The 24,887-nt window shown below is 69.7% G+C and carries 27 protein-coding genes and 1 tRNA gene; 11 read left to right on the top strand and 17 right to left on the bottom strand.

Annotated elements, in window-relative coordinates:
* The first annotated feature begins 31 nt into the window (after positions 1-31).
* Positions 32-850: a shikimate 5-dehydrogenase gene (locus ACFY5A_RS05750; RefSeq protein ID WP_387232312.1), complete on the top strand. Its 819-nt coding sequence runs from the start codon at positions 32-34 to the stop codon at positions 848-850.
* A 106-nt stretch (positions 851-956) separates the two neighbouring features.
* Here the strand turns inward: ACFY5A_RS05750 and ACFY5A_RS05745 are convergent, their stop codons facing one another.
* Positions 957-2,147: an MFS transporter gene (locus ACFY5A_RS05745; RefSeq protein WP_387232310.1), complete on the bottom strand. Its 1,191-nt coding sequence runs from the start codon at positions 2,145-2,147 to the stop codon at positions 957-959.
* 104 nt (positions 2,148-2,251) lie between these two features.
* On the opposite strand from ACFY5A_RS05745, the gene ACFY5A_RS05740 reads away from it, so the two are divergent.
* The 4 genes from ACFY5A_RS05740 to ACFY5A_RS05725 all read left to right on the top strand — a co-directional run bounded on the left by ACFY5A_RS05740 (position 2,252) and on the right by ACFY5A_RS05725 (position 6,079).
* Positions 2,252-2,701: a MarR family winged helix-turn-helix transcriptional regulator gene (locus ACFY5A_RS05740; RefSeq protein WP_223585430.1), complete on the top strand. Its 450-nt coding sequence runs from the start codon at positions 2,252-2,254 to the stop codon at positions 2,699-2,701.
* Positions 2,702-2,746: 45 nt separating this feature from the next.
* Positions 2,747-4,591 (top strand): substrate-binding domain-containing protein, encoded by a 1,845-nt coding sequence (locus ACFY5A_RS05735; protein ID WP_387232308.1) that lies wholly within the window; start codon positions 2,747-2,749, stop codon positions 4,589-4,591.
* Positions 4,592-4,593: 2 nt separating this feature from the next.
* On the top strand, positions 4,594-5,616 hold the full coding sequence (locus ACFY5A_RS05730) for a hypothetical protein (protein ID WP_387232306.1): 1,023 nt from the start codon (positions 4,594-4,596) through the stop codon (positions 5,614-5,616).
* Between the two features lie 73 nt (positions 5,617-5,689).
* Complete coding sequence (locus ACFY5A_RS05725) at positions 5,690-6,079, top strand: hypothetical protein (protein WP_341940741.1); 390 nt, start codon at positions 5,690-5,692, stop codon at positions 6,077-6,079.
* Position 6,080: 1 nt separating this feature from the next.
* Here ACFY5A_RS05725 and ACFY5A_RS05720 read toward each other — a convergent pair whose 3' ends face one another.
* From ACFY5A_RS05720 to ACFY5A_RS05710, 3 genes are all read right to left on the bottom strand, one after another.
* A complete protein-coding gene (locus ACFY5A_RS05720; RefSeq protein WP_387232303.1) occupies positions 6,081-6,515 on the bottom strand; it encodes a DUF3995 domain-containing protein in 435 nt (144 codons plus the stop codon).
* A gap of 24 nt (positions 6,516-6,539) precedes the next feature.
* Positions 6,540-7,196 (bottom strand): YoaK family protein, encoded by a 657-nt coding sequence (locus ACFY5A_RS05715; RefSeq protein ID WP_387232301.1) that lies wholly within the window; start codon positions 7,194-7,196, stop codon positions 6,540-6,542.
* Between the two features lie 95 nt (positions 7,197-7,291).
* Positions 7,292-8,131, bottom strand: a complete 840-nt coding sequence (locus tag ACFY5A_RS05710) for an SGNH/GDSL hydrolase family protein (protein ID WP_387232299.1) — start codon at positions 8,129-8,131, stop codon at positions 7,292-7,294.
* A gap of 73 nt (positions 8,132-8,204) precedes the next feature.
* Here ACFY5A_RS05710 and ACFY5A_RS05705 point away from each other — a divergent pair, with 73 nt between their 5' ends.
* Complete coding sequence (locus ACFY5A_RS05705; RefSeq protein ID WP_387232297.1) at positions 8,205-8,552, top strand: iron chaperone; 348 nt, start codon at positions 8,205-8,207, stop codon at positions 8,550-8,552.
* Between the two features lie 39 nt (positions 8,553-8,591).
* Here ACFY5A_RS05705 and ACFY5A_RS05700 read toward each other — a convergent pair whose 3' ends face one another.
* The 6 genes from ACFY5A_RS05700 to ACFY5A_RS05675 all read right to left on the bottom strand — a co-directional run bounded on the left by ACFY5A_RS05700 (position 8,592) and on the right by ACFY5A_RS05675 (position 14,848).
* A complete protein-coding gene (locus ACFY5A_RS05700; RefSeq protein WP_105673443.1) occupies positions 8,592-8,879 on the bottom strand; it encodes a transcriptional regulator in 288 nt (95 codons plus the stop codon).
* Positions 8,879-9,433 (bottom strand): hypothetical protein, encoded by a 555-nt coding sequence (locus ACFY5A_RS05695; protein ID WP_105673442.1) that lies wholly within the window; start codon positions 9,431-9,433, stop codon positions 8,879-8,881. Before ACFY5A_RS05695 ends, ACFY5A_RS05700 begins: the two co-directional genes overlap by 1 nt.
* A 73-nt stretch (positions 9,434-9,506) precedes the next feature.
* Complete coding sequence (locus ACFY5A_RS05690) at positions 9,507-10,415, bottom strand: carbohydrate ABC transporter permease (protein ID WP_223585442.1); 909 nt, start codon at positions 10,413-10,415, stop codon at positions 9,507-9,509.
* Complete coding sequence (locus ACFY5A_RS05685; protein WP_341940751.1) at positions 10,412-11,350, bottom strand: sugar ABC transporter permease; 939 nt, start codon at positions 11,348-11,350, stop codon at positions 10,412-10,414. The genes ACFY5A_RS05690 and ACFY5A_RS05685 overlap by 4 nt, the downstream gene beginning before the upstream one ends.
* A complete protein-coding gene (locus ACFY5A_RS05680; RefSeq protein WP_387232295.1) occupies positions 11,347-12,636 on the bottom strand; it encodes an ABC transporter substrate-binding protein in 1,290 nt (429 codons plus the stop codon). Before ACFY5A_RS05680 ends, ACFY5A_RS05685 begins: the two co-directional genes overlap by 4 nt.
* Before the next feature lie 43 nt (positions 12,637-12,679).
* Positions 12,680-14,848: an alpha-galactosidase gene (locus tag ACFY5A_RS05675; RefSeq protein WP_341940753.1), complete on the bottom strand. Its 2,169-nt coding sequence runs from the start codon at positions 14,846-14,848 to the stop codon at positions 12,680-12,682.
* Between the two features lie 97 nt (positions 14,849-14,945).
* Here ACFY5A_RS05675 and ACFY5A_RS05670 point away from each other — a divergent pair, with 97 nt between their 5' ends.
* Positions 14,946-16,049, top strand: a complete 1,104-nt coding sequence (locus ACFY5A_RS05670) for an ROK family protein (protein ID WP_387232292.1) — start codon at positions 14,946-14,948, stop codon at positions 16,047-16,049.
* Positions 16,050-16,113: 64 nt separating this feature from the next.
* Here ACFY5A_RS05670 and ACFY5A_RS05665 read toward each other — a convergent pair whose 3' ends face one another.
* On the bottom strand, positions 16,114-16,716 hold the full coding sequence (locus tag ACFY5A_RS05665) for a TetR/AcrR family transcriptional regulator (protein WP_341940755.1): 603 nt from the start codon (positions 16,714-16,716) through the stop codon (positions 16,114-16,116).
* A 98-nt stretch (positions 16,717-16,814) separates the two neighbouring features.
* Between ACFY5A_RS05665 and ACFY5A_RS05660 the strand changes: the two genes are divergently transcribed.
* Positions 16,815-17,615, top strand: a complete 801-nt coding sequence (locus ACFY5A_RS05660) for an SDR family NAD(P)-dependent oxidoreductase (RefSeq protein ID WP_387232290.1) — start codon at positions 16,815-16,817, stop codon at positions 17,613-17,615.
* Between the two features lie 117 nt (positions 17,616-17,732).
* Here the strand turns inward: ACFY5A_RS05660 and ACFY5A_RS05655 are convergent, their stop codons facing one another.
* From ACFY5A_RS05655 to ACFY5A_RS05640, 4 genes are all read right to left on the bottom strand, one after another.
* A complete protein-coding gene (locus ACFY5A_RS05655) occupies positions 17,733-18,959 on the bottom strand; it encodes a Dyp-type peroxidase (protein ID WP_387232288.1) in 1,227 nt (408 codons plus the stop codon).
* A complete protein-coding gene (locus ACFY5A_RS05650; RefSeq protein ID WP_341940758.1) occupies positions 18,959-19,495 on the bottom strand; it encodes a copper chaperone PCu(A)C in 537 nt (178 codons plus the stop codon). Before ACFY5A_RS05650 ends, ACFY5A_RS05655 begins: the two co-directional genes overlap by 1 nt.
* 11 nt (positions 19,496-19,506) lie before the next feature.
* Complete coding sequence (locus tag ACFY5A_RS05645; RefSeq protein WP_387232286.1) at positions 19,507-20,118, bottom strand: copper resistance protein CopC; 612 nt, start codon at positions 20,116-20,118, stop codon at positions 19,507-19,509.
* Between the two features lie 122 nt (positions 20,119-20,240).
* Positions 20,241-20,846, bottom strand: a complete 606-nt coding sequence (locus ACFY5A_RS05640; protein WP_387232284.1) for a hypothetical protein — start codon at positions 20,844-20,846, stop codon at positions 20,241-20,243.
* 218 nt (positions 20,847-21,064) lie between these two features.
* Here ACFY5A_RS05640 and ACFY5A_RS05635 point away from each other — a divergent pair, with 218 nt between their 5' ends.
* Together ACFY5A_RS05635 and ACFY5A_RS05630 are read left to right on the top strand one after the other, a co-directional pair.
* On the top strand, positions 21,065-22,291 hold the full coding sequence (locus tag ACFY5A_RS05635) for a peptidoglycan DD-metalloendopeptidase family protein (RefSeq protein ID WP_387232283.1): 1,227 nt from the start codon (positions 21,065-21,067) through the stop codon (positions 22,289-22,291).
* A 75-nt stretch (positions 22,292-22,366) separates the two neighbouring features.
* The gene (locus ACFY5A_RS05630; protein WP_387232281.1) at positions 22,367-22,924 is read left to right on the top strand and encodes a dihydrofolate reductase family protein; all 558 of its coding nucleotides are present in this window, start codon (positions 22,367-22,369) and stop codon (positions 22,922-22,924) included.
* 12 nt (positions 22,925-22,936) lie between these two features.
* Here ACFY5A_RS05630 and ACFY5A_RS05625 read toward each other — a convergent pair whose 3' ends face one another.
* Together ACFY5A_RS05625 and ACFY5A_RS05620 are read right to left on the bottom strand one after the other, a co-directional pair.
* On the bottom strand, positions 22,937-23,638 hold the full coding sequence (locus ACFY5A_RS05625; protein WP_387232279.1) for a 4'-phosphopantetheinyl transferase: 702 nt from the start codon (positions 23,636-23,638) through the stop codon (positions 22,937-22,939).
* A gap of 96 nt (positions 23,639-23,734) precedes the next feature.
* A tRNA-Leu gene (locus ACFY5A_RS05620) sits at positions 23,735-23,817 on the bottom strand.
* Between the two features lie 340 nt (positions 23,818-24,157).
* Between ACFY5A_RS05620 and ACFY5A_RS05615 the strand changes: the two genes are divergently transcribed.
* Complete coding sequence (locus ACFY5A_RS05615; RefSeq protein ID WP_341940764.1) at positions 24,158-24,886, top strand: DUF3662 and FHA domain-containing protein; 729 nt, start codon at positions 24,158-24,160, stop codon at positions 24,884-24,886.
* Position 24,887: the final 1 nt, after the last annotated feature.

Below are 24,887 nucleotides of genomic sequence, written 5' to 3'. Positions count from 1 at the left end.
GGCTCCGCAGCGGCCCGAGTAGCCTGGTGCGGTGACCATGCTGAACAAGGACATGACGCTGTGCATCTCGCTCTCGGCGCGTCCGAGCAACAACGGGACCCGGTTCCACAACTTCCTGTACGAGGAGCTCGGTCTCAACTGGATCTACAAGGCGTTCGCGCCCACCGATCTCGCCCAGGCGATCGCGGGAGTCCGCGGCCTCGGCATCCGCGGCTGCGCGATCTCGATGCCCTACAAGGAAGACGTGATCGCGCTCGTCGACCGCATGGACGCATCGGCGACGGCCATCGACTCGGTGAACACGATCGTGAACGACGACGGCGTGCTCACCGCGTACAACACCGACTACTCCGCGATCGCCCAGCTCATCGAGCGCAATACCCTCGACCCGGCCTCGTCCGTTCTGCTGCGGGGTTCGGGCGGGATGGCCAAGGCCACGGCGGCCGCCTTCCGCGACGCGGGCTTCTCCCGCGTGACGATCATCGCCCGCAACGAGCAGAACGGGCGGGCCCTGGCCGACCTCTACGGCTTCGCGTGGACGGCGGATGCCGCAGCCGCCACGGCCGACGTCATCGTGAACATCACGCCCATCGGCATGGCCGGAGGCGCCGAGGAGCACTCGCTGTCGTTCACCGAGGAGCAGATCGCCGCGGCATCCGTGGTCTTCGACGTGGTGGCGCTGCCCGCTGACACTCCGCTCGTGAAGGCGGGGCGCGCCGCGGGCAAGACCGTGATCAGCGGCGCGGAGGTCGCGACGCTGCAGGCGCTCGAGCAGTTCGTGCTCTACACCGGCATCCGCCCGACACCCGCGCAGGTGCAGGCGGCCGAGGAGTTCATGCGGGCGCAGTAGCACCCCGCGGAGCACCTGTTCAGGTCGCGAAACCTGGTCGCGATCCGAGCCGATTCGCGACCAGGTCTGCGACCTGAACGAGCGCGGCGGCTCGACGAGGGAGGCGTCAGGCTGCGACGGTGCGCAGGGTCGCGGTGGTGGCCGACGGGGTGGAAGAGCGCGCGGTGAGGGCGGCGATCCCCATCACGACGAGGCCGGATGCCGTGATCGCGGCGCCGATCCAGATGGGCGAGGTGTAGCCGAGACCCGCCGCGATGCCGAGACCGCCCGCCCAGGCTCCCAGCGCGTTTCCGACGTTGAACGCCCCGATGTTGGCTCCGGAGGCCAGCGTGGGCGCCCCGCCGGCGTACTGCATGATGCGGCTCTGGAGTCCGGGAACCGTGCCGAAGCCGAAGGCCCCGAGGAGCACGAGGACGGCGATCGTGGCCGGCTGCGACCAGGCGAGCAGCGCGAAGGCGACCAGCACGACGAGGAGCGCGGCGGTGAAGCCGAGGAGCGTGCGGTCGATGGAGCGGTCGGCGAGCCGGCCTCCCACGACGTTGCCCACGACGAGGCCGACGCCGAAGAGCACGAGCAGCCACGGCACGGCGGATACCGCGAAGCCGGTGACCCCGGTGAGCGTATAGGCGATGTAGGTGAAGGCGCCGAACATGCCCCCGTAGGCGAGCACGGTGACGGTGAGCGAGAGCCAGACCTGTCCTGAGCGGAAGGCGCGGAGTTCGTGCCGCAGGCTCACGGTCGCTCCGCCGGCACGCGGGACGGTGACGAGAGCGGCGATGCCGGCGAAGGCGAGGATGCCGATGGCGGAGATCGCCCAGAACGTCGCCCGCCACCCGAACTGCTGGCCGATGAAGGTGCCGAACGGCACACCGAAGACGTTGGCCGCGGTGAGTCCGGTGAACATGATCGCGATGGCGCGTGCCTTCTTGTCCGGGGCGACGAGGTCGGCGGCGACGACCGAGCCGATGCCGAAGAACGCGCCGTGGCAGAGGGCGGCGATGATACGGCCGATCATGGCGGTGGTGTAGTCGGGTGCGAGGGCCGTGAGCGCGTTGCCGGCGATGAAGAGGACGACCAGTCCGAGCAGCAGCGGCTTGCGGGGCAGCCTCGTGGTCGCGGCCGTCAGGCCGAGGGCTCCGACGACCACGCTCAGCGCGTAGCCGGAGATGAGCCAGCCAGCGGTGGCCTCGGTCACGCCGAAGCTCGCTGCGACCTCGGGGAGGAGGCCCATGATCACGAACTCGGTGAGTCCGATTCCGAAGGCGCCGATGGCGAGTGCGATGAGTCCGAGTGGCATGGGGTGCTCTCTGCTAAAGTAGTTGCATACGCGGGATATTGCGTTGCGAGCACTAATCATTGCACACGCAACTATCCCGCGCAAGCAACTACTTTGGAGGACACATGGGCATCTCCGACGACGCCGTCGAGATCCGCGCCCGCGGATGGCGCACGCTCGCCGCCCTGCACGGCATCATCGAGGCCGAGCTGGAGCGCGCGCTCGGCGCCTCCGTCGACCTCTCCGTCGTCGAGTACACCGTTCTCGACGCGCTCAGCAGGCAAGACGGCTGGCACATGCGGATGCAGCAGCTGGCGCGCGCCACCGCACTGAGCCCGAGCGCCACGACCCGCCTCGTCACCCGCCTCGAAGACCGGGGCCTGCTGACCCGCATCCTCTGCGCAGACGACCGCCGCGGCATCTACACCGAGCTCACCGCGGCCGGTCAGTCGCTCTACGAGAAGGCGCACCCCATCCACGACGAGGCCTTGGAGCGCACGCTCGGCGAGGCCGCGGATCAGCCCGAGCTGGCCCCCGTCGTGCACGCGCTGCAGGGGAGCGTCGCGCTCGCCTGACGCCGACCAGTGATCGGGAGGCGATTATCTGGATACCCTAGGCCCATGAGCGCGCCTCGCACCGCACGAAGATTCCTCGGCCGACGGACCCCGGCGGTCATCGCCATGTCTGCGATCGTCGCACTGACCCTTTCCGCCTGCTCGTTCGGCGGAGACGACGGCGGCGGCACGAACGGCGAAGGCCAGGGCTTCCCCGACGACGGGTGCACCCACGTCACCATCGCGACCTCCTCCGAGAAGGTCAACATGCTCGACGCGCTCGCGACGGCGTTCAAGGACTCGCCCGAGCACAAGAAGCTCGGCACGTGCGCGACGGTCCGCCCGATCAACGTCTCGTCCGGCAACGCCGCGCGCTATCTCACCTCGGGAGACGACTGGCCGAGCGACGACCACGACCTGTGGCCCACGCTGTGGTCGCCGGCATCCACGGTGTGGACCGACCGCGTCGCCGCGGCCGCCTCCGCCAACCTGGTGGGCGACCCGAAGTCCTTCACGCGCACGCCCGTCGTGTTCGGCATGCCGGAGCCGATGGCCAAGGCGCTCGGCTGGCCGAACACGCCCATCAGCATCACCGACCTGTCGAAGCTCTGCCAGGATCCGGACGGCTGGGGCAGCGTGGGCAAGGACATCTGGGGCGCCTTCAAGATCTCCAAGACCAACCCGAACACCTCGACGACGGGGCTCTCGACGATCCTGATGCAGTCGTATGAGGCGTCAGGCAAGTCCGCCGACCTGACGTCCGCCGACGTGGATGCTGCCGCCGACTTCTCCCGCGTGTTCGAGGAGTGCGTGATCCACTACGGCGACACCACCGGCAACGTGCTGTCGACCCTCTATGACGAGACGCAGAACGGCTCCAACGGATCCGCCTACGTGTCGGCCGTCGCCCTCGAGGAGACGTCGCTGCTCAACTACAACCAGGGCAACCCCGACTCGCACACCGTGCAGCCCGGCGAGACCCTGGTCCCGCCGAAGACCAAGCTCGTCGCGGTCTACCCGGCAGGAGGATCGATGTGGTCCGATAACCCGGTGACCGTGCTCGGCGCGGACTGGGTGACTCCGGAGCAGCGCACGGCGGGCGAGGCGTTCGCGGCGTTCCTGCAGACCACCGAGGCTCAGAAGATCCTGCCGACGTACGGCTTCCGCCCGCTCGACGAATCGGTGCCGTTGGGCAAGCTCTTCACCGCCAACTACGGCGTCGACCCCGACCAGCCCGCGGTGACGCTCCCCAAGCCCGACGTCGACGTGATCTCCACCGCCATCGATCAGTGGACGCAGGTGCGCAAGCCCTCGTCCGTCCTGGAGCTCATCGACATCTCCGGCTCGATGGACGATCCGATCGGCGACGGCCGTTCGCGGCTCGACGGCGCCATCCAGGGCGCGCAGACGACCCTCGACCACTTCCGCCCGACCGACGAGGTCGGCGTGTGGGCGTTCACGACCGGGATCTCATCGGATGCCGGCGATGGCATACAGGTGCTGCGCGACGTCACGGCGCTGGGCGCCGACGGCGAGAAGCTCGACTCCTCACTGGATGACCTGCACTACGCACAGCGCAACGGGACCCCGCTGTACGACGCGATCCTCACGGCATACGAGGCGATGAGCAAGCGCGCCGAACCCGGTCGCATCAACGCGATCGTCGTGCTCTCCGACGGTGAGGACACCGACTCCACCACGTCGCTCGACTCCCTGATCGCGAAGATCGGGAAGAGCACGAAGGAGGGCGGATCCGACGCTCCTGTTCGTATATTCCCGATCGCGTACGGAGAGGGCGCCGACACCTCCGCTCTGCAGCGGATCGCGGATGCCACGGGCGGACAGCTCTTCGACGCGTCGAACGCCGAGCGCATCGACCTCGTGTTCGCATCCGTCATCAACAACTTCTGAGAGTGGTCATGATCATCGCTGCGGCATCCGGTGGGGGGTGGATCGACGACGCCATCGCGAGCCTTCATGCGGGCAATGTCTACGTCGATCCGACCGTGAAGGGCTCCGGGTCGTTGACGGAGGTCCTGAACGGCATCGTCCCCACTGACGGAACGGTGGCCGTCGTGGTGCTCCCCGCGAATGCCAACATCGGCCTCGACTACGCCGACCAGCTCCTCGATGAGCTGACCAAGGCGGTCGACCAGCAGACGGTCGTGCTCGCTGTCGGAAATGACCTGCAGGCGGCATCGGTCCCACTCGGACAGGACGCCGTGCGGATCGCCAACGAGGCCGAGCACGACGCGGGGGGAGACCTTCAGGACTCACTCACCACGGCGGTCACGGAGATCTCCGCTCAGCTCCCCGACGCCGGCGGCTCCTCTGGCGGCACGGGCGGCGCCGACGTCCTGATGCCGGTCGTCATCGGGGGCGTCGTGCTGATCGCCGCCGCAGGGACGGCCATCGGACTCCTCGCCCGTCGCCGCCGCCGCGCACCCGCGTCGCCTCCGGTGAACACGGACCCCGTGCCCGCCGGCATCCGACTGCGGGTGAGCCGCCTGCGCGAGCTCGCTCCCTCGTATGCGGCGGTCCCCGGCAATCCGGTCGCGGCGGAGACGGCTGCGAGCATCGACGCCCTCGCCTCGCACATCGAGCAGCTGTTCGCCCGCCTCGACGCCAAGGCCGGTGAGGACCAGAGCGCGATGGCGGAGGCCGAGTACTCCGACAAGCTCGCGCGACTGGTCGCGGCGCTCGACCGGGACTACCTGCTCGACCTGCTCACCCGTCCCGATCTGTGGGACGACCCGGAGGAGCGCATCGACGAGGTCCGTGAGGCGCTGAACGCCGTCACCACGCAGATCGTCGACAACATCAAACAGGTCAACGCCCGCAAGGGTCTGCTCTTCCAGGTGTCGCTGGACTCGCTGATCGGCCGCAGCGAGCTGCGCGACTGGGAGCGTCAGTTCAAGCAGAGCTCGGGCGACTGACCTGCAAGACTGTGTCGGCGAGCTCGTTCGAGCGAGCTCGCCGATCCCGGACATGCAATGAGAGAGGACGGGCATGGACCTCAGTGCCGTCGCCGACGACCCCACCTTCTTCGCCATCGTGGGCGGTCACCTGCTGGTGCTCGTCCTCGCCGTGCTCTTCACGGTGCTGCGCAAGTACTCCGTCGGGGGCTTCTTCGCCTGGATCGCGACGGTCGTCTCGCTGCTCTTCGGGCTCTTCTGGTTTCTCGTGCTCGGCGGAGGCCGCGGCAACTCGCGGGCGAACGAGTCGGTGCAGTTCGCTCTCGACCCGCAGGGCGGCCTCTGGGTCACGCTGTACATCGTCGCCGCTCTGGTCATCGCCTACGTGCTGACCTGGATCTGCAAGAAGGGCAAGGCGCGCTCCTACGCGTCGACGGGCCCGTTGCCCCGACGCGACACGACGGACACCCCCGCCGCGGGCTGAGTCAGCGCCGCGACCGTCGAGAGCCGATCAGCGTCGCGATGCCGAGGACGGCGCAGAGCGGACGGTAGTACCGCGTGTCGAGCTCTCGGAACCGTTTGTCGGCGGGAGGAAGACCGAGCGCCTTCAGGGCGACGTCGCCTCCGACGACGGCCCGCGCGAGCAGAGCCGTCGCGATGAGCCGACGCACGACGACCGCCATGCGCCCCTCGCCCAGCGCTCCGGCCGAGACGGCCCCGGCGGCGAGCGCGGCGCCCGCGACGACAGCCGTCGCGGCGGCATCCGGCATCGCGGCCGCGTTGCCGACGGTGGCGGAGGCGAGCCGTCTGCGGTTCTTCGCCGGCCAGCTCGATCCCGACGCCCAGATGAGATGCAGACCGCCGACCGCCGTCAATCCGGTCCAGCTCACGAGTCGTGCGGCACCCCTGATAACGCTCACCCGTCGAGCGTATCGCGGGGGTGCTCAGGGGGCGGACGGGACGGACCGTTCCCTGATGGCTCCCACCGCGACGGCGACGAAGCCGAGTGCACCGGCCGCGACGAGGAGCGCCCACCCGTGGAGCAGTCGCTCGCCGCCCGCGCCCACCACGGCGCCGGCGGCGAGGGAGCCCCACAGCAGGAGGGGCCGTCGCCATGCGGTCCGCGAACGCCCCGTGATCAGGTCGGCGAGTGCCACGCCGAGGCTGACGAGGGTGCCCGTGGCGTAGGTGATGGCGATGCGTGCACGCCCCTCCGACAGATACAGCGTGTTCAGCGCACCCATGGCGGCGGCGAGCAGCGCGAACCTCCAGAAGGCGCCGGGCTGCAGGAGGCCCACGATGCCGCAGATCGCCACGGCGACCGCCGCCCCCGCGACCACGCGCCACCGCCTCGTGCGGACCGGTCCTCGTGACAGAGCTCCCGCCGCGACCCCGATGACGAACGTCGCGACGAGCCCGAGCGGCAGCAGTGCACTCGCTGCACCCTGCGCCCACAGCTCGGCGCCGGCCTGGGTCGAGTTGCCGCTCATGAACGAGACGAACAGCCCGCCGGTCTCGATGAAGCCGATCGCGTCGATGTACCCCGCGATGAGCCCGAGCAGCAGCGTGAGCGCCAGGCCGCGCCGCGAGACATCCTTCACCGACCGTCCCTCCGCCCTGCTGACCTCCTCATAGTGCTCACGATCGCCGGTCGAGAGCAAGCCGGGCGACCGAGCGCGGCAGAAGGAGGCCTCGGTCAGAGCCGCGGCACCCCTCCCGCGCCGAGCGCCCGCAGGACGTGCACGGCGATCTCGAACTGACCATCGGCACTGGGGTGCACACCGTCGTCGAGGAGAGCGATCGGCTGCTCGGCATCCGCCGGGTCGATCACCGGGTCGGATGCGGCGACGTCCGCGATCGCGCGGGCGGTGTCGCTCCTGTCGTGCTCGGTCCAGTGGATCCCCGCCCCGCCGAAGTACGGGTAGCGGGCGATCGCATCCTCATCGACCGGGACGGGCGCCAGCCACACCCGCGGCACCCCCGCCACGGCATCGCGGATCAGCGCGAGGTTGCGTCTGGTCTCCTCGGCACTGACCAGGCGAGCAGCATGGGAGCCCCCCGTGCGGCGGGCGTCGTTGGCGCCGATCATGCAGAACACGATCGACGGGTCCACCCGGCGGAGCATGCCGAGGCCGCCGAGGAGCTGGGTCGTCGTCGAGCCCGACACCGCGAGGTTCACGAAGCGGAGACCGAGATCGGGGCGCTCGGCACCGAACAGCGCCCCGATCAGCTCGAACCACGACTCGCGGTCGGCCGTCGTGCTCTCGCCGATCGCGACGACGGTCTGCCCCGCGGCGAACGGAGGGTCGGCGAGGATCTCCCGCACGTCATCCCGCTGCGCGAGGCGCTGGACAGCAACGTCGCGCCGCTGTGCGAGCTCCCCGACCGCCGTGTCGTATTCGTCGAGGGTCGCGCCGAAGACGGCGGCTCTGGTGGCGGCATCCATCCCGCCCGCGTACGGGAGGGACAGCTCGGGGCGCTCGAAGCGGACGAGCTTCGCGATCACGGCGGCGCGGGAGGCGTGAGTCTGTGTCATGAATCATTCATAGCACAGAACTAATTAGGGCGCTCATCCACCGGCCACTCTGCCGGGGTGCCATCATGTGTCGATGGGAACCATCGACGACTACCTCGCGACCCTCGCCGACGCCGACAGGTCGGCGATCGCCCGGGTCTACCGCATCGCGACGGATGCCGTGCCCGACGCCGAGCAGGGCACCGGATACCGGATGCCCGCGCTGCTGTTCGACGGCAAGGCGCTGCTCTCGGTGATGCGCACGAAGACCCACCTGGGCGTGTATCCCTTCAGCGCGGATGCCGTGGCCGCCGTGCGACCGCGACTGGACGGCTTCGACGTCAGCACCGGCACGATCCGCTTCACGCTCGAGCATCCTCTCCCCGACGACGTCGTACGCGACCTCGTGCTGTTCCGACGCGATCAGATCATCCGGCGCTGAATCCGACGGTCGAGATCGTCGAGCTCGGCGAGAGAAGCATCATTCCACCCCGGCGATCAGCTCCCGCAGCGCGGCGACGTGCGCGCTCAGCGCCTTCCGCCCCTCCGTCGTGAGGGAGATCCAGGTGGTGCGGCGACTGTCGAGGACAGCCTTGCGGCTCTTCACGTACCTCTCGGCGGCGAGCGCGCTGATGTGCTTGGAGAGCACGGAGTCGCTCACGTCCAGGTGGTCCCGCAGCGTCACGAACTCGATCTCGCTCACGCCGGTGAGCATGGTCGTCAGCTTCAGGCGGATCGGCGACTGCAGCGCCGGGTTCAGCTCGACCATCAGTGGTTGAGGAAGAGGAGGGCGATGCCGCACGCTGCGAGGACGCCGAGGACGAGGAGGAACGCGACGGATTCGCCACGGGCGTGCTCTGCGGGGTCGGCGCGGTACATGCGCACCCACCGCGCCCCGCTGAGCGCGAAGCCGACGCCCCCGGCGAGCGCGCACACCGGCACCAGCCACCAGACTCCGGCGAATCCGGCCCACATCGCTCCGGCCAACGCCAGGAGGTACGACATCGTCGCCTCGGTGGCCGTGCCTCCGACGACCCTGCTGGCGAAGCCGCCGACGGTCACGCCGTTCACCCGGCGGAAGCGGCGGAGCTGCAGGAGCGCGACGGCCACGTAGAGCAGCGCTCCGGCGATTGTGAACCAGTAGCCCCTGCTCGTCCACACCACGGCGGTCGAGGCGATCTGCACGGCGATCGCCGAACCGAGGGCGAGGAGGAGGAACGGGGGGAGCACGAGGCGGTTCGCCAACGCGGTGCGGGATGCCTCGGCATCCGCCAGCTGTCCGAGGGCCTGTTCCGGCGTCGGGTCGTCGCTTTTGCTTTCCATATTGGAAAGTATGCTCCGAACTTTCCATATCGTCAAGTAGAGGGCGCCCTCCCCCGCGGAGGGCGCCCGTCCGTCACTTGATCGATCCTCGCGTGACCCCGGAGATCACCCAGCGCTGCGAGAAGATGTACACGATCAGCAGCGGGGCCATCGCCATCAGATACGACGCGAACGCCACGGTGTAGTCGGTGTTGTACTGCCCCTGCAGCACGTACTGCGCGAGCGGCAGCGTGCGGGCGCCCGGGTCGGTGAGCACGACGAGCGGCAGGATGAAGTCGTTCCACGCCCACACGCAGGTGAGGATGCCGACCGTGGCGTTCATCGGAGTGAGCAGAGGGAAGATGACCTGCCAGAACACGCGCCAGGTCGATGCGCCGTCCATGCGGGCGGCCTCCTCGAGCTCGATCGGGATCGAGCGGATGTACGCCGAGTAGATGAACACGTTCAGCGACAGCCCGTAGACCGTGTAGAGGATGATGACGCCGACCTGATTGTCGAGCCCGAACATCGCCGTCTGCTTCACGAGCGGCAGCATGATGATCGGGAACGGGATGAACAGAGCCGCGAGCAGGTAGTAGAACACGCCCTTGAAGAAGGGCCGGTGCATGTTGCGGGCCAGCGCATAGGCGACGACCGAGCTCGTGAACATCGTGAACACGACCGAACCGACCGTGATCAGCGCGGTGTTCAGGAGCGCCTGCGGGAACTGCGTGCGCTCCCAGGCCTCGGCGAAGTTCTCCCAGCGCACCGGGTTCGGCCATTCGAAGCCGGTTCCGCTGACGAGCTGATCGGGCGTCTTCACCGCGACGACCACGGCCAGGTAGAGCGGGATCAGAACGGTCAGAGCGCACACGGCGATGACGGCGGTGGCCCACCAGTTGGTGCGGCGGGTGTCATCCTCCCGATCCGCGCCGCCTCGACGGCGCCTGCCGCCCGTGACGATGGACGTGGTGGATGTGGTGGGGGCTGCGACAGACATCATGCATCCACCTCTCGGCGCTGGAGGACTCGGAACTGCAGGAGGGAGACGATCGTGATCACGATGAAGAAGACCACCGCGTTGGCCGTCTGGTAGGCGAACTCGCCACCGCCGTAGCCGCCCTTGAAGATGAGCATCGTCACGGATTCGGTGGAGGTGCCGGGGCCGCCGTTGGTGAGGGCGACGATCGGGTCGAACACCTGCAGGTACCCCTTGAGACTCAGCACCACGTTGATGGTGAAGAAGGCACTGATCAGGGGGAACGTGATCGCCCAGAACTGCCGCCAGCTCGAGGCGCCGTCGAGCGACGCCGCCTCGTAGAGCTCCGACGGGATCGTCTGCAGACCGGACAGGTAGATGATGATCGTGAACGCGCAGCCCTGCCAGACCGCGAGGGAGACGATCGCCAGCCAGGCCCAGTCGGGATTCGACAGGATGTTGTCGGCGATCAGCGGGATGCCGGGGAAGAGCTTCGGCAGCGAGTTCGTGAACAGGTACTGGAAGACATAGCCGATCACCAGCATCGCGAGCACGTAGGGCACGAAGTAGACGCCGCGGAAGAAGTTGCGCGCCTTGATCTTCGCGTTCAGCCCCATCGCGATCGCGAGCGAGATCGCGTTCGTGAGGATGGTCGCGACGATCGCGAACAGGAAGGAGAACCCGTACGCGCCCCAGACCCGGTCGTCCTTGAACAGGTTGAGGTAGTTCGAGATCCCGACGAAGTTCCAGTCGCCGTAGCCCGCGTAGTTCGTGAAGCTGAAGAACACGCCCACGAGCATGGGGACGGTGTGGAACAGAGCGAAGGCGATGACGGCCGGCCAGACCATCCAGTAGTAGGCCGAGAGCGCACGCGGCGACGAGGAGCGGATGCGGTCGGCCCGCCCGCTGCGGGAGCCGCCGGATGCCGACGACCTGACCGCTTCGGTGAGTGTGCTCATGATCGGTCCTCCGTCACGGGGATGGTGCGGGCGGCGATCTTGCGCCACTCGTTGTCGAGGGTGGCGAGCGCGGCCCCCGCGTCGCCGGTGAAGATCGACTCCTGCACGAACTCCGCGAGCGGGATGCCCGGCGGGATCTGGTGATCGAGGAAGCCGGTGATGCGCCCGTCGTCGAAGAACGGCTTGACCGACTGCAGCGCGAGATCATCGCTGAGCTCGGCGCCCTCGACCGAGGGGATCATGTTCTGCGAGGCCGCGAACTCCTCGATGACGTCGGGGCGGAACATGAACTCGATGAACCGCAGCGCCTCCTCGCGATGCGGGCTGTTGCGGCCCATCGTCACCGTCACGTCGACGCCCGAGACGATCACGCGGTCCTTCCCGGCATCCGTCGGGTACGGGAAGATCGCGGCGTTGATGTCGGGGTTCACCTGCTTGATGCCGTTGACGGCCCAGATGCCCTGGAGCAGCATCGCGGCCTCGCCGCGAGCGAACGCGGCGTTGCCGTCGTCGTAGGTCGCGCCCCGGTAGCCCTCCTGCGCGTAGCCGTACAGCTGCAGCTCGCGGTCGAGCGGCTCGGCGAAGTCCTGCTCGAACGAGGCCTTCGAGTCGGGGCCGACGTTCTCGCCCTCCGCGCGCATCTCGTCGAAGAAGCCGTCCTGCACCGCGTAGGCGCCGAGGCCGTTGAACGAGGGGACAGAGGTCCACGAGTCGGCGAGGGTGGCGTAGATCGGCTGGATGCCGGCATCCTTCAGCTTCTCGCAGGCGGCGATGAGCTCGTCCCACGTCTCGGGCACCTCGATGCCCTGCTCGGCGAAGATGTCGGCGTTGTAGATGATGCCGTTGGCGTTGTTGACGTAGCCGAGGCTGTTCACCTCGCCGTCCTTGTTTCCGAGGTCGGCGAGGATGTCCTGCACCGCGGGGTTGATCGTGTCGAGCACCGGCTCGTCGGAGAAGTCGTAGAAGACCCCTGCCTGTGCGAGACGGCCGAAGTTGCCGTTGCCGTTCAGGGTGATGACGTCGGGCGCCTTGTCCTTCACGAGCAGCGTGCGGATGATGGTGTCGGCATCCGCCACCTGGTTCTGCACGACGTGGATGTCGGGGTTCTCGGCCTCGAACTTCTCGATGATCCTGTCGAAGTCCTCGCGGGCCTCTCCCTTGAACTGGAAGAAGTTCAGCGTGGTGACGCCGGGGTCGGCTCCGGAGGAGCAGCCTCCCAGCGTTCCGGCGAGCGCGACGACGACGACGGCCGCCGTCGCTCCGCGGAGCGGATGGATCGATCTCATATCTGCGCCTCCTTGCGCGAGGGATCGGCGATGCCGATCAGGATCAGTGCTGTGCGGTGAGCTCCACGAGGGTCGCTCGCCCGGGATGCTGCACGGGGGGACGGATGCCGGTCGTCGCCAGCTGTCGGCCGGTGAGGATGACGCCGTCCTGGATCCACCGGAGCGGGGACTGCCCTGCATCCTCGTGGGCGCCACCGGGCGTCACGACGCGGAGACGGTACTCGCGCTCCGGGTCGAGTCCGGGGAACCGCACCCGCCCTGCGGGATAGGCCACCGAGGTCGCAGCCTGCGTGATCGTGAAGACGGCGTCGGCACGATCGGCCGAGACCATGCCGCGCACGTCGATGCCCGGTTCCACGCCGTCGACGTTCACGACGCGACCGGTCGCGACGAGAGGACGCAGCGTCTTCGCGAGCCCCACCCAGGCGCGGATGCGGTCGCGATCGGCATCCGTCTCCCGGCTGATGTCCCGCTCGATGCCGAAGTGCCCGAACAGGGCGATCGCGGCGCTCAGGTCGAGGTCCGTCGCCCTGCCCGTCGAGTGGACGACGGCGCTGGTGAGGTGCGCGCCCATGAGCTCGGGCGGCACGACCAGGCCGGTGTAGCGCTGGATGTCGAGCCGTTCGAGCGGGTCGATGCAGTCGCTCGTCCAGATGCGATCGGTGCGATCCAGGATGCCGAGGTCGACCCGGGCGCCGCCCGATGCGCAGCTCTCGATCTCGAGCCCTGGATGCTGCGCCTTGAGCTCGTCGAGAAGACGGTAGACGGCGAGGGTATGCGCGTGCACGTGGGAGCCGCCGCCCGGGCCGGAGCCCGCGTCGACGAGATCGCGGTTGTGGTCCCACTTCAGGTAGGCGATCGGATACTCGTCGAGCAGGGCGTGCAGGCGCGACGCGATGTGCGCGTACGCGTCGGGGTGCGCGAGGTCGAGCACCTGCTGCTGCCGGGCGGCGGGCGGCAGATCGAGTCGAGAGCGCAGGATCCAGTCGGGATGCTCACGGGCGAGCTCGCTGTCGGGGTTCACCATCTCGGGCTCGACCCACAGCCCGAACTCCATGCCGCGCGAGCGCACGCGGTCGACGAGCGGGTGCAGCCCCTGCGGCCACACCTCCGTGTCCACCTGCCAGTCGCCGAGTCCGGCGGTGTCGTCGCGACGACCGAGGAACCAGCCGTCGTCGAGCACGAACCGCTCGACGCCCGCATCGGCCGCGGCATCCGCGAGCGCGGTCAGCCGATCGAGGTCGTGATCGAAGTACACGGCCTCCCAGGTGTTGAGGGTGATGGGGCGGGGCCGATGCGGATGCTGCGGGCGCGCGCGGAGCTCGTCGTGGAACCGCGCGGAGAGCTCGTCGAGGCCGTCGCCCCAGGAGCCGATGACCCAGGGAGTGGTCACGGTCTCACCAGAGTCGAGGATGATCTCGCCGGGGCCGTACAGCTCGCCACCCGCGAGGAAGGCCTCCCCGGCGATGGTCCGTTCGGCCAGGACGGTGTGGCTGCCGCTCCAGGCGACGTGGATGCCGTGCACCCGTCCCGACTCGAACCCGAACCCGGGGCGGCCGGCGCAGAGCAGCAGCGTGGCATCGGCGCCCGGGCGTCCTCGGCGGCTCTCCCGCACCGAGGTGCCGACGGTGAAGGCGCGGCGCTGCGGCGAGCGTTCACGCAGATGACGCCCCGTGGTGTCGAGGATCTCGGTCGCGTCCCACGGAACGGGGAAGGATGGTGCGAGACGTTGCACCGTGTACGCGCCCGTTCCGCTGTTGCGGAGCGTGATGCGCTGCCGGAGGAGACCCGCGACGCCGAGTTCGAGCTCGACGGTGGCGGCGAGACGCGACTCCTCGTCGACGAGCGAGATGCGGGCGCGCTCGGCGGTGGCGTCGACTCCGGCCAGGTGCCAGCGGACGCTGATGCCGTGGCCTGCCCTGTGCCCTTCGAGCCCCGGCGTGCCGAGCCAGCCGTGCGCGGGCGTCGGCAGGATGCTGAGGACGGGGGTGACGTCGAGTCCACCCGAGACGCGCTGGGGCGCCGCGGCCAGTGCGAGGCCGCCGAGGGCCTGCGTCGAGAGGTGTCCGAGGTCTTCGCCCCAGTGCACGATGGCGGGCGGCGTCGACATCTCGACGACCACGCTGGTGCCGCCTCTGCGGAGGTGCAGAACCTCCGGGGAGAGCCCCTCGTCGATGGCGGAAGGTTCGCTGCTCACATCGCTGGAATGCATGAATTAGTTTTAGCATGAAAATAATCCAGACGTCAACGGCGTGATCTCGCCGGTCCGCCGCGTCTTTATGTGCCAAGATGAAATCAATGGAGGTGTCATGAGCACGGAGGCCACCGTCGCGCGCACGGTCCTCATCCACGGCCCGATCTCCCGTTCAGCCCTGGCCGTGCGGATGCGGATGTCTCCGGCGAGCCTGACCCGCCTCACGAAGCCGTTCGTCGACCGCGGCATCCTCGTCGAGCTCGACGACGTGGTCGACGGCGTCGGCCGCCCCTCTCGCCCCCTCGACGTCTCGCCCGCCGTCGGCACCTTCCTGGGAGTGAAGCTCACGGGCGGCGACGCGCACTGCGTGCTCACCGACGTCCGGGCGCAGCTGCTCGGCGAGGTGGTGCTGCCGCTGCGGTCGCACGCGCCCTCCGACGTGGTCGACACCATCGTCGAGGCCATGACGCGGCTCGTCGGCGACAGCGACGCCCCCGTCGGCGTCGGCATCAGCGTCGGCGGGATCACCGACGGCAGCACCGTGGTCTGGGGGCCGTTCCTCGACTGGGAGGACGTTCCTCTCGGCGAGCTCGTCACCGCGGCCACCGGCCTGCCAACGCGCATCGAGAACGATCTGATCGCCCTGACCGAGGCCGAGCGCTGGTTCGGCGTCGTCCGCGGGCTCGACGGCTTCGCGGTGATCACGATCGGCGCCGGCGTCGGGTACGAGGTCGTCTCCGGCGGCGAGGTCGTGCGCAACGCGGACTCGGGGATCAGCCTCGCCGCTCACGTGCCGCTCGAACCGCACGGCCCCCTGTGCTCCGAGGGGCACCGGGGGTGCGCGCAGGCGATGCTCGGCTCAGCATCCATCGCCGCACAGGCGACGACCGCCCTCCAGCGGCCGGTGGGCTACGACGAGGTCCTCGCTCTCGCCGCCGACGGCGACCCCGCGGCCGCGGCCATCGTCGACGCCAGCGCCCGAGCGCTCGGGCGCCTCGTCGCCCTGGCCGCCAACCTCACGACCCACGCGGACATCGTTCTCGCCGGCGAGGGCATGGGGCTGTTCGCTGTGGCCGAGGGCGCCGTGCGCGCCGAGATCGCCGCTGGTCGTGACCCGCGGGCCTCTCCGGTGCGGCTGCACGTGGACGACAGCGGCTTCACCGCGTGGGCGCGCGGAGCGGCAGCCGTCGCCGTGCAGGCGGCGTTCGAGCGGTTGTAGGACGCGGATCAGTCGACGGAGGGTCCGCCGCCCCGACGCCGCAGTGCAGGGAACCCGCCGTGCCTCACTCCGCGCGGATGCCGGTCCACAGCAGGTCGCGCGCGTCGGCGACCAACTCGGCGGCCGGTACGCCGTCGAGGAGCCCCCCGGAGGCGAGAGTCGCGATGCCGTGGAACGTCGCGAACGCCGTGAGCGCGATGCGATGGGGATCTCCCGCGCGGATGATCCCGCTCTCCTGCGCCGCGATCACGACCCGCACGGTGACCTCCATCGACGCCTGACCAGCCGCGATGAGCTCTGCGCGCGCGTCGGGCGCGTGCTTCATCCCGAACATCAGGCCGAGCAGGATCGGCTGCTCGAGGGCGAAGTCGACGTAGGCCGCGGTGAGAGCGTCGAACCGACCCCGCACCTTCTCCCCCGTCGTCGCCTCCACGCCGGCGGCCTCGTCCAGCACCGCCGCGAGCCGGGTGAACCCGTCTTCGGCGAGAGCGTCGAGCAGGGCCTGCTTGTCACGGAAGTGCCGGCTGGGAGCCGCATGGCTGACCCCGGCCTCGCGGGCGAGCTGCCGCAGCGACAGGGCCTCGACGCCGTCGCTCTCGATGCTCGACCTGGCGGCCTCGAGGAGCGTGCGGCGGAGATCGCCGTGGTGATAGGGCTGCGGGGGCACCCGTCGATCCTATCTCGATGTAGGCATTGACAACAAGAGAGAGCGCGTGCACAATGATGTCACTGCCTACATTGTCGACACGATCGAAGGACTGCACCATGACACTCGACCTCCGCGGTGGAACCACCCTCATCACCGGCGCCAGCGCCGGCCTCGGGGTCGAGTTCGCCCGCCGATTCGCCTCCCGCGGCTCGAACCTCGTCCTCGTCGCCCGCCGCGTCGACCGCCTCGAAGCCCTCGCCGCCGAGCTGCGCGCCTCCGCCGGAGTCGCGGTCGAGGTCGTCGCCGCCGACCTCGGCGTCGCCGGAGCAGCAGCCGCCCTGCACGCGGAGATCGACCGCCGCGGCATCCGCGTCACCTCGCTGGTCAACAACGCCGGCTTCGGCACCCACGGCGCCTTCGACACGGTCGACCCCGAGCGGATGACGAGCGAGATCCAGCTGAATGTCGGCACGCTGGTCGAGCTCTCCCGCCTCTTCATGCCCCAGCTGCTCCGGGGCCGGGGCGCCCTCGTCACGGTCGCGAGCACCGCGGCGTACCAGCCGACGCCGGGCATGGCCGTGTACGGCGCGACCAAGGCCTTCGTGCTGAGCTTCACCGAAGCGCTCTGGGCCGAAGCACGGGGCACCGGACTGCGCGTGCTCGCGGTGAGCCCCGGAGCGACGAAGACCGAGTTCTTCGACGTGGTCGGCACCGACGCCGCCTCCGTCGGCCGGCAGCAGACCCCCGAGCAGGTGATCGACACCGCGTTCCGCGAGCTCGACCGCAGCAACGGCCGTCCCAGCGTCATCTCCGGCCGCGTCAACCACCTCATGGCACTCGGCATCCGCCTACTGTCCCGGCGTGCCACCGCGCTGACGAGCGCACGCGTGCTGCACGACGTCAGGATGCCGGGCTGACCGCCGCCACAGGCACGGATCCGCAGGCGAGCGCACCCCGCAGGCGATGAGCGCGAGCACAGGGATGCCGCGGCAGCGAGAGCAACCTCTGCCGCGGCATCCGTGTTCTCTCCGCGGTCAGCGGAGAACCGTCTCCCCGATGAAGCCGCCCTCCGCGCATCCGGGCGGGATGGCGAACACCGCAGACCCGATGGGCGTGGTCCACTCGTTGAGCAGGTCGAGCTCGGCGAGCCGCTGCTGCATGGGGGTGAACTGCCGCTCGACGTCGGCCTGGAACGAGACGAAGACGAGCCCCGACTCCGAGATGCCGCCGCCCGACGGCCTCTCGTCGTAGTTGTACGCACGCCGGAAGATCTTCTCCCCGTCGTCGCCGCGGGCGCGGCGGATGTGCGCGAACTGCGGGATCACGGGGAATCCGATCGTGGTCTTCGCCTCGAAGTCGGGTTCGTCGTGCTCCGCGGTTCCGGTGAGCGGGGCGCCGTTCCCCAGTGTCCGGCCGACGGAGGCCTCACGGCCCCCGCGGTCGAGGCGGTCCCACTTGTCGAGGTCCATGCGGATGCGGCGGATGACGAGGCCGGTGCCCCCGGACAGCCAGCCGTCGTCCGCCCACACGACCCGGTCGAACTCCGCCGTCCCCGGCTCGGGGTTCGCCGTGCCGTCGACCTGACCGAAGAGGTTGCGCATCGTGGTGCCCGGTCGCTCGGTGCCGTACGCGCGGCGGAAGCCGGTCTGGGTCCACCGCAGCGCAGCGAACGAACGCGAGTCCTTCAACAGCATCCGTGCGGCGTGGGCGACCGTGAGCGGGTCGTCTCCGGCGACCTGGAGCAGCAGGTCGCCGTCGGAGAACTCGGGCTGCAGCGCGTCGATCCCGAACGCGGGGAGCGGCGCGAGCCAGGTCGGCGCCGGGCCGCCGGCGCGCGCGACCAGCCGCGAGCCGAAGCCGAAAGTCACGGTCAGACGAGCGGGGCTGGCGGCGAGCTCCGGCTCCGAGTCCGCGAGCGCCGGGGCGCCCTGGGTGAGCCGGGCCGCGTCGTCGGTGAGGATCCGCATCAGCCTGGACACCCCCTCGCGGTCCGTGGTGTCGTGCAGGTCGAGGGCGAGGAACATGCCGTGGGCCTGCGCGGGCGTGTCGATGCCGGCCTGGTGGATGCCGTGGAACGGGACCTTCTCGTCGCCGTTCATCGGCGCGGACGGCGTGACGGCCGGAGCCGCCTTCTGATTCAGGGCGATGTCAATGCCGACCGCGGCAGCGGCGCCCACACCGGCGACAGCCCCTCCGAGGAGGAACTGCCGCCGGGTGGAGCCGGTGCGGACGGCACGAGCGCCCTCAGCGGGCGCGCGCATCAGTGGTTCATGCTGCCGTCGTCGTCGCCGCCCTCGTAGTTCTCGTTCGCGCCGGTGTAGTCCTTCACGGGTGCGGTGAACTCGTAGGTCGACTTGTCGGAGAAGGTGAGGGTGAACGTCACCTCGTCGCCCGCCTTGAGCGGCGCCGAGAGGCCCATGAGCATGATGTGGTTCGCGCCGGGCTCGAGCGTCAGCGTGCCGCCGGCGGGGATGACGAAGCCGCCGTCCTTCTCGCGCATCACCATCTCCCCCGACTCGTTCTCGACGGTCTCGTGCAGTTCGACCATGCCCGAGGCCTCGGTCTTCGCCGAGACGACGGTCACGTCCTTCTCGCCGCTGTTGGAGAGCTCGCCGAAGGCCGCCGACATCCCCTCGTCGGCGGACTTGACCCAGGCGTCCTCGATCGTGACCGAGTCGCCGGCGAGCGCCGTCGACGACTCCGCCGAGGGCGCGGTCGAGGCGCAGCCGGTGAGAGCGAGGAGCGCGGCGGCGATCAGGGCGGTGAGACGGACGGTGGACTTCTGTGCGGTGTTCATGGAATGGCCTTTCACGGTTGCGTGTCCGCAGAGTCGCCGGACTCCGGCGCTGCGGCCGCCGCCCGGGGGCGACGGAGGAATCTGTAGAGGAGGAAGGCGGCAGCGGCGATGGCCGCTCCGCCGGCGCCGACGAGCAGCGTCCGCTGCATCCCGTCGGCCTCGTCGGCCGTCTGCGCCGCGTCATCCGCTGGTGCGTCGGTGGTCGCGGCATCCGTCTTCGCGGTCGCCATCGGAGACGCATCCCCGACGGTGAACGGCACGACGCCGGAGATCGGATGCCCGTCCTCCGAGACGACCTGCCACCGCACCTGGTAGCCCGCGTCGGGCATGCCCTCTGCGACGGCGGCCGTGACGGTGTTCCCGTTCACGACCGGGTCGCCGGACACCCAGTTCTTCCCCTCGGCGTCGACGAGGAGCACGACGGCTCCCGTCGTCGAGTCGCCGAGCATCAGCAGCTCTCCGGAGAACGTCAGCGTGACGGACTCCGGAGGGGCGGCGATACGCTCGTCGGTTCCGGGGGTGCTCTGGATGAGCTGGTCGTGGGCGGATGCGGGCAGGGCGGTCGCGAGGATCACGACGGCCGCCGCCAGTGCACCCGCCGCGAATCTGCGGACAGGGGACATGGATGACAGACCTCTCGACGGGCGTCGGGAGTCGACGCCGCGGACGCGGATCGCGTGCCCGGCGGGCCGGTGCGCACGCGACAGTGCCGCCGTCACGGGCCCGAGAGGGCGGACGGCGCGGATCAGACGGCGGTAAGAGCCGGCGGGGCGCGTCCGTGGAGAGGAGAGCGGAGGGCGAGGTCGCGGAGCGCCTCGGGTCCTTCGGATGCCGGAGAGGCCAGCGGGCTCAGGGGCGCGGGCGCGGCGACGAGCGCATCGACACGACGGCGCAGCCAGCGGATGCTGAGCTCCGCCAGTTCGCGCAGGCCCAGCAGGAGCCGTTCACCCCGGTGCAGTACGAGGATCGTGACGACCGCGGCGATCGCGTGACCGAACCACATGAGTCCGTCGGCGGCGACGGCGGCGGAGAGTCCGTCGGTCGGCGAGAACTGCAGCGGAGCGCCGTGGACGTGGCCGCTGACCGCGCCGGTCGGCGTGATCGTGCCCAGCACGAACAGCACGTGGAACAGGAGCTGGCTGATCGCGACCGAGAGGCTCAGCCGCACGACCGAGAGCCGGCGCCCCGCGAGGAGCACGCACACCATGAGCGACAGCAGCCAGGGCACGAGGATTCCGAGGGGCCCCGGCATCGTTCCGCCGCCGGTCAGGTGACCGGCGAGAGCGGCGAAGATCGCCAGCGACGACGCGGCGAAGCCGCGCAGAACCGCCGGCTTCCTGGACTCGTGCACGGGACCATTGTGTCAGGAAGCCGAGATGCCCGTCCGGGCGGGGTCGGTGGGCGCATACCTCCCGCATAGACGCTGCACAGCATCCGCACTCGATTTGAGACCTGCGGATTCTTCGCTTATGGTTACAACTTGATAACGGACGTGTCCGTCTCCCGAGGAGCTTCACCATCACTTCGCGATCACCCGAAACCGCGCTGTCTTCCACGCCTCTCACCGAGGTGGCTTCTGCAGACCCCATCGTCTCGACGGGCATGCTGCGACGAGACCGACGCAGGGCCCAGGCGACGCCGGATGCCGCAGACGTCGTGACGGAGCAGACCCCGATCGTCGAGCAGGCCGCCGCCGTGGAGCAGGCCGCCGCCGTCGTGACGCTGGCCGCGACCATCGCCGCCGAGTCCGCAGAACCGCAGGAGACTCCCGCGCCCGCCGAGCAGGACGTCATCTCCGCACCGGCGGATGCTGGCGATGAGGCCCAGGCCGTGGATTCTCCCGCGATCGACGAGGCGCCCGCCGACGCAGCGCCCTCGGTCGACGAGGCACCGGCAGATGAGGTCGCCGCAGACGACGAGGCCCCCTCGGCCGACGAGGACGCCTCCTCCCCCGCTTCCGACGCCACCGAGCCGGCCGCCGCCCGCAGCCCCCGCGGCCGCAAGGCTCGTCCGCGCCGCGTGCGTGCGACGGCATCCGCGGCTTCCCGCCCGGCATCCGCAGCTCCCGTGGCCGCGCGCACAGAGCGCAGCTCGTCTCGACGCCGGATCGGCCGGATGACCACGGCCGCACTGGCCGTCGCCACCCTGGTGTGCGGCGTCGCGCTGCCCGCCGTCGGCATGGCGCAGTCGGGCACCGCCTCTGCAGCCTCGTCGGTGATGGCCGACATCCGCGCCGAGGCCCAGACCTACACGGCCAGCGCCGACGTCATGCCCGACGTCGTGGTGAGCGGCGACTTCTCCGCGACCACCCCGGACGAGATCGAGAAGATCCGCGTCGCCAGCGCCGCCTCCGCGAAGAGCGGCATCGTCCCGATCGCGCAGCCCGGCCAGGTCATCATCCCCATGGCGGCCGGCTCGTACACGATGACCGACGGCTTCGGCGCGAGCCGCCCCGGTCGCAGCCACATGGGCCAGGACTACGCCGCCCCCGTCGGAACCCCGATCTACGCGGCCGCCGACGGCGTCGTGACGATGTCGCAGGACAGCTACGGCGGCTACGGCGTGACCGTCCAGGTGCAGCACGAGTTCGGCGGCAGCTCCGCCGTATCGACCCTCTACGGGCACATGGACTACGGCACCCGGGCAGTCCAGTCCGGCGACCGCGTCGTGGCCGGACAGTTCCTGGGCCGAGTCGGCACCACCGGCTACACCATCGGGTCGTGCCTGCACTTCGAGGTGCACATCAACGGCACCCCGATCAACCCCGTCCCCTGGCTCGACGCGAACGTCCGGTAAGCACCCGGCTGCGGCTCTGTCGCGGCTCTCGAGAACCCCTCGCACAGCGGGGATCGCACGGCCTAGAGTCGTCGCATGGGCCTCCTGACCTTCAGTCTCAACATCACCTTGGACGGCTGCGTCGACCATCGGGAGGGCATCGCCGACGACGAGACGCACGCCTACTTCACACACCTCATGGACGAGGGCGGCGCCATGCTCTGGGGTCGAACGACCTACGAGATGATGGAGAGCTACTGGCCGGCGGTCGCCCGCGGCGAAGAGGATGCTCCTCCGGCGCTGCGCGAGTGGGCGATCAAGCTGGACGCCAAGCCGAAGTACGTCGTGTCGTCGACGCGCAGCGACTTCCCCTGGGCCAACAGCCACCACCTCACCGGCGACCTGCGCACCGCCGTGCAGGAGCTCAAGGATGCGACCCCAGACGGCGTGCTCCTCGGCAGCGGTGCGCTCGCGACGCAGCTCGACCGGCTGGACCTGATCGACGAGTACGTGTTCCTGCTGCATCCCCTGATCGCGGGGCACGGCCCGACGCTGTTCCAGGACGGACTGCCTCAGACTCGACGACTCGAGCTGATCTCGGCACAGCCGCTCAGCAACGGCTCCGTCGCGATGCGCTATCGACGGAGCGAGTGAGGGCGCGACCCCTCAGCGAGGGATGACGACGGCGGTGAGCAGCAGTCCATTGCTCCGCGTCCACCGCCCGTCGATCTCCGAGACGCTCCGGCCCTGCAGCCGCCACGGCTCCCGCAGCAGGCGCGCCAGGAAGACTCCGGAAGACGGATCGATCTCGACGCTCACCTCCTCGAAGCCGAGCCACTCGTCGGTGATCGGCGACCAGGCCTTGTAGACGGACTCCTTCGCGCTGAAGAGCAGCCGGTCCCAGTGGACGTCCGACGGGGCCGAGGGCAGTCGTCTGAGCGCGTCCTGCTCGTGTGGAGAGGACACCAGATCGAGCACGTCCTCCGGAAGCAGCGCGTCCGGCTCGGCGTCGATGCCCAGAGTGAGGATGTCCGTCTTCCGGGCGACTGCGGCCGCGCGATACCCCTCGCAGTGCGTGATGCTGCCGACGAATCCCTCCGGCCACACGGGGCGTCGCCCCACGCGGCCGATCGGCGCATCCGGCACCCCGAACTCCCCCAGCGCGCGGCGTGCGCACTCGCGCCCGGAGAAGAACTCCGACCGACGGCCCGGCACGGCATCCGCGACGAGCAGCTCCTCCTCCGCGAATCGCGCGAGGACCGTCTCATCGCCGCTCTCCGCGCAGGCCACCCCGTCGGGGAGGATCACGGCCATCGCCCGGGTCATCGGAGCCTCACGACCGAGCGGGTCCGATTCGTCGTGCGGCATAGCTCCCTTGATAGCAGATGCCCTGCCGGCCCCGACGCGCCCGGGCTACAACGCGAAGAGCCCCGATCGTTTTCGATCGAGGCTCTTCATCTCGCGTGCGCGAGGGGGGACTTGAACCCCCACGTCCATACGGACACTGGCACCTGAAGCCAGCGCGTCTACCATTCCGCCACTCGCGCGAGTCGTCTCATTCCGAAGAATTCAACTCCGCAAGGCTATCACGGCATCCACCCCGCGAAGAAACCGGCCCGACGAGCCCGTCCGGAGAGTCCGTCCCGGTCCGTTCTGTCGGCGCAGATCACGGATGCCTGCGGAAACAAGCCGGTGCGCCGACATCCGCGCACCGGCGCCGACGAAGCGAGCCTGGCTCCACACCACACCGCCGCCGCACCCGCGCACCACACTCCCCCGCCGCACCCGCAAACCCCCGCAACATCCCTGCGAATCCGCCATACAACGGCGTTCACTCAGCACACCTGGCTACGATGTCCCTACCGGTCGGCATGCCAGAGGAGCCCAGTGGGACTACTTGACAGCTTTGAGAAGGGTCTCGAGCGCGCTGTGAACAGCGCCTTCGCGAAGACCTTCCGCAGCGGCATCCAGCCCGTGGAGATCGCCTCCGCCCTGCGGCGCGAGGCCGACACCAACGCGGCTGTGGTGAGCCGCGACCGCATCATCGCGCCCAACAGCTATGTGGCACGGCTCAGCCCCGACGATGCGGAGCGGATGCTCGGTCTCGGCGGCGCCCTGACCGATGAGCTGCACGCGCTGCTCACGGCGCACGCGAAGTCGCAGGGCTACAGCTTCGCCGGCCCGCTCGCGATCACGCTGGAGGCCGACGAGAGGGTCGCGACCGGCACGGTCCGCGTCGACTCGGGCACGGTCGAGGGCCGCGTCAGCTGGCAGGCCGTCGTCGACGTCGACGGGCGCCGCCACTCGATCACCCGCGCGCGCACCGTGATCGGACGCGGATCGGATGCCGACATCACGATCGCCGACGCCGGATCCAGTCGCAAGCACGTGGAGATCCTGTGGGACGGCGAGCGCGCCATGATGCGCGACCTCGGCTCGACCAACGGCACGAAGGTCAACGGCACGAAGGTCCGCGAGGCCGCGCTTCCGACCGACACGACGATCACGATCGGACGCACCGACCTCGTCTTCCGCATCATCCCCGTCGCCGCCCCGTCCCGCCCCGCGCGGCCGCGCGACGACGACGCCACCCGCGCGTTCGGGGCACTCGGATGAG

This window comes from Microbacterium sp. NPDC012755 (assembly GCF_042901325.1).
Classification (GTDB): domain Bacteria; phylum Actinomycetota; class Actinomycetes; order Actinomycetales; family Microbacteriaceae; genus Microbacterium; species Microbacterium natoriense.
Note: the sequence above shows the minus strand (reverse complement) of the source record. Positions and strands in the feature narration are given on the sequence as shown.

Excerpts from the sequence above, each read along its gene's own strand:
- ACFY5A_RS05745 (WP_387232310.1), bottom strand. The coding sequence starts at position 2,147 with ATGCCACTCGGACTCATCGCACTCGCCATCGGCGCCTTCGGAATCGGA.
- ACFY5A_RS05740 (WP_223585430.1), top strand. The coding sequence starts at position 2,252 with ATGGGCATCTCCGACGACGCCGTCGAGATCCGCGCCCGCGGATGGCGC.
- ACFY5A_RS05735 (WP_387232308.1), top strand. The coding sequence starts at position 2,747 with ATGAGCGCGCCTCGCACCGCACGAAGATTCCTCGGCCGACGGACCCCG.
- ACFY5A_RS05725 (WP_341940741.1), top strand. The coding sequence starts at position 5,690 with ATGGACCTCAGTGCCGTCGCCGACGACCCCACCTTCTTCGCCATCGTG.
- ACFY5A_RS05710 (WP_387232299.1), bottom strand. The coding sequence starts at position 8,131 with ATGACACAGACTCACGCCTCCCGCGCCGCCGTGATCGCGAAGCTCGTC.
- ACFY5A_RS05705 (WP_387232297.1), top strand. The coding sequence starts at position 8,205 with ATGGGAACCATCGACGACTACCTCGCGACCCTCGCCGACGCCGACAGG.
- ACFY5A_RS05700 (WP_105673443.1), bottom strand. The coding sequence starts at position 8,879 with ATGGTCGAGCTGAACCCGGCGCTGCAGTCGCCGATCCGCCTGAAGCTG.
- ACFY5A_RS05695 (WP_105673442.1), bottom strand. The coding sequence starts at position 9,433 with ATGGAAAGCAAAAGCGACGACCCGACGCCGGAACAGGCCCTCGGACAG.
- ACFY5A_RS05690 (WP_223585442.1), bottom strand. The coding sequence starts at position 10,415 with ATGATGTCTGTCGCAGCCCCCACCACATCCACCACGTCCATCGTCACG.
- ACFY5A_RS05685 (WP_341940751.1), bottom strand. The coding sequence starts at position 11,350 with ATGAGCACACTCACCGAAGCGGTCAGGTCGTCGGCATCCGGCGGCTCC.
- ACFY5A_RS05680 (WP_387232295.1), bottom strand. The coding sequence starts at position 12,636 with ATGAGATCGATCCATCCGCTCCGCGGAGCGACGGCGGCCGTCGTCGTC.
- ACFY5A_RS05675 (WP_341940753.1), bottom strand. The coding sequence starts at position 14,848 with ATGCATTCCAGCGATGTGAGCAGCGAACCTTCCGCCATCGACGAGGGG.
- ACFY5A_RS05670 (WP_387232292.1), top strand. The coding sequence starts at position 14,946 with ATGAGCACGGAGGCCACCGTCGCGCGCACGGTCCTCATCCACGGCCCG.
- ACFY5A_RS05660 (WP_387232290.1), top strand. The coding sequence starts at position 16,815 with ATGACACTCGACCTCCGCGGTGGAACCACCCTCATCACCGGCGCCAGC.
- ACFY5A_RS05655 (WP_387232288.1), bottom strand. The coding sequence starts at position 18,959 with ATGCGCGCGCCCGCTGAGGGCGCTCGTGCCGTCCGCACCGGCTCCACC.
- ACFY5A_RS05650 (WP_341940758.1), bottom strand. The coding sequence starts at position 19,495 with ATGAACACCGCACAGAAGTCCACCGTCCGTCTCACCGCCCTGATCGCC.
- ACFY5A_RS05645 (WP_387232286.1), bottom strand. The coding sequence starts at position 20,118 with ATGTCCCCTGTCCGCAGATTCGCGGCGGGTGCACTGGCGGCGGCCGTC.
- ACFY5A_RS05630 (WP_387232281.1), top strand. The coding sequence starts at position 22,367 with ATGGGCCTCCTGACCTTCAGTCTCAACATCACCTTGGACGGCTGCGTC.
- ACFY5A_RS05625 (WP_387232279.1), bottom strand. The coding sequence starts at position 23,638 with ATGCCGCACGACGAATCGGACCCGCTCGGTCGTGAGGCTCCGATGACC.